The sequence below is a fragment of the Brevibacterium picturae genome, assembly GCF_030453725.1.
Lineage (GTDB): Bacteria > Actinomycetota > Actinomycetes > Actinomycetales > Brevibacteriaceae > Brevibacterium > Brevibacterium sandarakinum_A.
The window spans coordinates 1-4740 of sequence record NZ_JAKDJU010000209.1 but is presented as its reverse complement, the minus strand read 5'-3'; the positions used below and the strand labels follow the sequence as shown (position 1 = coordinate 4740).

Annotated in this window: 5 protein-coding genes and 1 pseudogene; 3 read left to right on the top strand and 3 right to left on the bottom strand. The window is 66.8% G+C overall.

All coding sequences use genetic code 11. From position 1 onward, the window contains the following. The first annotated feature begins 1 nt into the window (after position 1). A complete protein-coding gene (locus L0G76_RS14230) occupies positions 2–1003 on the top strand; it encodes a threonine/serine dehydratase (RefSeq protein WP_304357817.1) in 1002 nt (333 codons plus the stop codon). A 56-nt stretch (positions 1004–1059) separates the two neighbouring features. Here the strand turns inward: L0G76_RS14230 and L0G76_RS14225 are convergent, their stop codons facing one another. Then, on the bottom strand, positions 1060–1245 hold the full coding sequence (locus L0G76_RS14225) for a hypothetical protein (protein ID WP_304357816.1): 186 nt from the start codon (positions 1243–1245) through the stop codon (positions 1060–1062). Between the two features lie 74 nt (positions 1246–1319). Then, complete coding sequence (locus L0G76_RS14220) at positions 1320–2132, bottom strand: ABC transporter ATP-binding protein (RefSeq protein ID WP_369696191.1); 813 nt, start codon at positions 2130–2132, stop codon at positions 1320–1322. Between the two features lie 258 nt (positions 2133–2390). On the opposite strand from L0G76_RS14220, the gene L0G76_RS14215 reads away from it, so the two are divergent. After that, on the top strand, positions 2391–3281 hold the full coding sequence (locus L0G76_RS14215; protein ID WP_304357815.1) for an IclR family transcriptional regulator: 891 nt from the start codon (positions 2391–2393) through the stop codon (positions 3279–3281). A gap of 165 nt (positions 3282–3446) precedes the next feature. On the opposite strand, the gene L0G76_RS14210 is transcribed toward L0G76_RS14215, so the two are convergent. Beyond that, entirely contained in the window at positions 3447–4361 is a 915-nt protein-coding gene (locus tag L0G76_RS14210; protein WP_304357814.1) for a LysR family transcriptional regulator, read from the bottom strand. A 74-nt stretch (positions 4362–4435) separates the two neighbouring features. Here L0G76_RS14210 and L0G76_RS14205 point away from each other — a divergent pair. Next, positions 4436–4740 (top strand): annotated as a pseudogene (locus L0G76_RS14205) (amino acid decarboxylase); the annotation flags it as partial.

The following is a 4740-nucleotide window of genomic DNA, read 5'->3' as shown; positions in this document are numbered from 1 at the left end:
GTTGACCTACCCCGATATCGAAGCGGCCGCCGCACGGATCTCCGGCCGGGTGCGACCGGTCACGGTGGCGTCGGCTCGGCCGGGGAACGCTCCCGAGGCACCGACCACGACCGCCGCGACGTGGTCCGCCCCGCCGAGCATCGACCCGACCGGGTCGGGCGTGCACTTCGCCCTCGAGTTCATGCAGTACACCGGTTCGTTCAAGGCCCGTGGCGCGCAGAACTTCATCCAGACTCACCTGGCCGAGGGGACGTTCCCCGAGGCCGGGGTGACGATCGCCTCGGGCGGCAACGCGGGACTGGCCTGCGCCTGGGCGGCACGCGATGCCGGTGTTCCGGCCACCGTGTTCCTGCCCACCAACGCTCCCGCCGTGAAGGTCGAGAGGCTGCGCGGCTACGGCGCCGAGGTGCGTCTGATCGGTTCGGAATACGCCGAGGCGGCCCTGGCCTGCCAGAAGTTCGTCGAGTCATCCGGTGCATTGGCATCCCACGCCTACGATCATCCGCTCATCGCCGCCGGTGCCGGGACGATGTTGACCGAGATCCTCTCGCAGATCCCCGACCTCGACACGATCGTCGTCTCCGCCGGCGGAGGCGGACTGTTCGCCGGGGTGGCCACGGCCGCGACGTTCCATGGGGTGCGCACGGTCGCGGTCGAGCCTGCGAACTGTCGGGCACTGAACGCGGCACTGGAGGCGGGCGAGCCCGTCGACGTTCCGGTCGATTCGGTCGCGGCGGATTCTCTGGGTGCCAGGCGAGCCACACCTCTGGCTGTGGCGGCTGCGCAGAATGACCTGGTCACCTCGGTGCTGGTCGACGATGAGCAGATCATCTCCGCGCGCAGTCATCTGTGGGGCGAGCACCGTTTGGCACTCGAGCATGCCGCAGCCACGGCACTGGCCGGAATCCACGGTTCAGCTGGCTCCGGGAGCTACATTCCGGCACCCGACGAGAAGGTCTGCGTCGTACTGTGCGGGGCGAACACCAGCCTCGGCGATCTCTGAAGAGTTCGGCAGGGCAGCTCGCAACGTCGGCGACGATCCGACGCGTCCCTGAGGTTCTAGCGCTGTCGATCCTTGGACTTGAGAGATGCTTTGATGAGGCCGAAGATGGCGGCCGCAACGACGACGGCGATGATCGCCTTGACGAGGAACCATGCGATCGAGAACGCGATGTTGACCACCCACCACGCGATGATGATCGCGATGATCGCGCCGACGATGCTCCATACGGTACTCATCTTCATGCCTCAAGCCTAAGCCGCACGGTGTGTGCGCGCAATGGCGCGCGGGTGCTCCAGCACAGGCCGAGGAAGTTCGCCTAGACCGCGACGGGACGATGCCGGATCGCACGGGCCGACCAGCGGCCGTCGGCGAAGCCGACGTCGATCGGGTGCTCGAAGGCCGCGCTGACCTGATCGGTGGTGAGCACCTCGGCGATGTCACCCGATGCAGTGAGCTGGCCGTGGGAGATGAGCATCGCGTGGGACGTGGACTGCGGGATCTCCTCGAGGTGGTGGGTCACCAGCAGGGTCGTCAGCTCCGGTGAGGTCACCGAGAGCGAATCGATGGTCTCCAGCAGCTGTTCGCGGGCGGCCACGTCGAGGCCGGTGGTCGGCTCGTCGAAGAGCAGGAGCTGCGGGTCGGCGATGAGCGCTCGGGCCACGAGAGCGCGGCCTCGCTCGCCCTGGGACAGGACCTTCCACCCCGCGTCCGCGCGGGAGCTCAGACCCACCTCGGCGATGAGATCATCGGCCTTCGCGACCTCGTTGGGGCTGGGTTCCCAGCGGAAGGGCCTCTCAATCGTGCCGGTCAGACCGGTGAGGACGACCTCGCGCACGGACAGGTTCGAGCGCAGGGGGTGGCGCGGATTCACATGTCCGATATGACGACGCAGGGCCTGGAGTTCGACGCGGCCCATGCGCTGCCCGAGGATGTCGACCGCCCCGGAGGTCGGGAAGACCTGTGCCGAGGCGAAACTGAGAATGGTCGACTTCCCCGCTCCGTTGGGGCCGATGAGAACCCAGTGCTCACCACGACCGATGCTCAGGTCGATGCCGTGGAGGATCTTCGTCTCCCCACGTCGGAACGTCACATCGTCCAGCTTGAGGACCGTTTCGCCCACCGTGTTCACACTCGCTTCCTTCGTCGTCAGGTCGCTTCCGCACGGGCGACCCCTCGTCGGGAGCCGTCCTCCGCTGCGAAGCTGTCCCAGTCTAGGACTTGACCTCGCCGAGGTGGGTGCCGGTGAGCAGGGTCCCGTTCCACATCCTGGACCGCGGGCCCTCGATCCCCGCTTGTTCCAGCGTCCTCCCCAGCCACCGTCGGGACACCCGAGACACCAGGAACGCGGGAATCTGACCATCACCCGGAGCGGGACCATAATGGAGTCATGCACAACGGTGACGAAGCCCATGACGACCACCGCATGAAGATGCGCGGGAAGATCCTCCGCCGGTCCGCCTCCTTCAACGTCGCCCACGCCGTCGATGATCTCGAACCCGGGACTGGCGCCCAGAGCATCCAGCGCGCGCTGTCCCTGCTCAACCTCGTCGGCCTCATCGCCGGCGAACGCGTCAGCGGTGCCAGCCTGTCCGAGGTCGCCTCGATCAGCGGCCGCCCCAAGGCCAGCGTCCATCGGATGCTGCAGGCGCTCATCGCCATGGGGTATGTCGAGCGCCTCGAGGAGGGCGGCTACCGTCTGGGAGTGCAGTCGCAGATCCTGGGTCAGCTCGCGCAGAAGTCCGTCGACCCGCTGGTCACGGAATCGGAATCGAGCCTGCTGCGTCTGGCCGAGCTCAGCCGGGACACAGCCTTCCTCACCCTGCGCACCGGCAGCTATTCGATCTGCGCCAGGCGCGAGGAAGGCTTCGGCGAGATACTGAACAACGCTCTGTCCGTGGGCGATCGCCATCCTTTGGGCATCGGCGCCGGCAGCCTCGCGATTCTCTCCGAACTCTCCCCCGCCGAGGTGGACGCCCAGTTCGAGGCCAATGCCCAGATCTTCGCCGAACGGTATCCCAAGGTCTCGGTCACCCAGCTGCGCGACATCATCGACCGGGCCCGCGTCGACGGCTTCGTCCACAATCCTGGTCTCTTCGCCCAAGGCTCCTGGGCGGTGGGCGTGCCCCTGCGGATTCGTGGCGGACGTTCTCGCGCGGCTCTGTCGATCGCGAGCATTGCCGATCGTGTGACTGGGCCCCGCGTCGAACGCCTCGTCGCCCTGCTCCGCCGCGAAGCCAAGACCATCACCGAGGCGCTGAGCACCCAGGCCGATCCCTGAGCGAGCCCACCGACGACGTCCCGGTCACCGGCAGAACGCTCTGACCCGCACCGCCACTTCGCAGATCGCACTGCGACGCCGCGAATGGAGGAACTTCTGATGCGATTCCGAACGCTGATTTCACACCAAAAGTTCCGCGATTCGCACGTCGCCGAGCAGTGGAGCTCATCCCGCCGAGGCGGCCTCCAGTCTCGCGGCCACCGATCCGAGGATCTCGCCCAGCCAGCCGACGGCGGCCGGATTGGGTCCGGGCCTGGTCACGAACGAGACCCGACGCTGACCGAGGTCCTGCTTAGCGGACCGCAAGACGACGTCGAAATCGGTGTCGACGGCCACCTCGGTGGTCAATGCGCATCCGAGCCCTTCAGCCACGAGCCCATGGATCATGTAGAGATCGTCGCTGCGCATGAGTTCGCGCAGCTCGTATCCCAGTCCCCGGGAGATCCGTCGCAGCACCCGCACCGAGGCGTCGGATTCGTTGCGACTGCACACCCAGTCGACGTCGCTCATCGTGGCGAAATCGAGGACCTCTTGCCCCGCCAGCTCGCCGTCGCGGGCGACCATGACCCGGTAGGGCTCGTCGAGGAGAGTGCGCAGCCGCAGCTCGGGACCGGCGAATTCGGGCAGTTCGGGGATGTCGTAGATGAGCCCGGCGTGGACCTCACCGCTGTGCAGCATCCGGACGACTTCGCTGGGTTCGGCCTCGACGACCTCGACACGCACGGACGTTCTCTGTTGAAGTCCGGCGATCGCGGCGGGCAGAAGGCGCGAACCGATCGAGGAGAATGATCCGATGCGCAGGGACACCACGCCGGCATCGCGCTGGGCGGTGACGAGCTGCTCGGCCCGGTCGATGCGTGCCAGTACAGGTTCGATCTCCTCGGCGAAGGACTCCCCCAACGGCGTCAGTCGAGTTCCGTTCCGCGCCCGGTCGACGAGCCTGATGCGCAGATGGGATTCGAGGGTGCGCAGATGATGGGTCACGGTCGGGACCCCGTGCTCGAGCACCTCGGCGGCACGATTGAGGCTTCCTTCGTCCCGGATGGCCAGGAGCACCCGGAACTGCTGCAGATTCATCATGATATAGACACTATGTCACCGTGAATGATTTCTTGCTATATCGTAGACAGGATTCGATCCATAGTGTGGGCCCCATGCGCGCCGATACTCGACTCCACCCCGACACAGCGACCACCCCCGTCACGGACACCGCGACCGTCCCCACGACAACACACGCCGACACCACGATCGACCCCCGCCAGCACACCGCACCGTACGCCGAAGCTCTGCGCTCCCTGGCCGCCGAGGACTGGCAGCGCCTGCACGTTCCCGCCCACCAGGGCAACGGCTCACATGCTCCGGGCCTGGCCGAGGTCGTCGGCGAGGCCGGCATGGGCATCGACTTCCCCATGCTCTTCAGCGGCATCGACCAGGAGAACTGGCGCATGATCAACCACGA

Coding starts and splice junctions, on each gene's coding strand:
- L0G76_RS14215 (WP_304357815.1), top strand. CDS start 2,391: ATGCACAACGGTGACGAAGCCCATGACGACCACCGCATGAAGATGCGC.
- L0G76_RS14210 (WP_304357814.1), bottom strand. CDS start 4,361: ATGATGAATCTGCAGCAGTTCCGGGTGCTCCTGGCCATCCGGGACGAA.
- L0G76_RS14225 (WP_304357816.1), bottom strand. CDS start 1,245: ATGAAGATGAGTACCGTATGGAGCATCGTCGGCGCGATCATCGCGATC.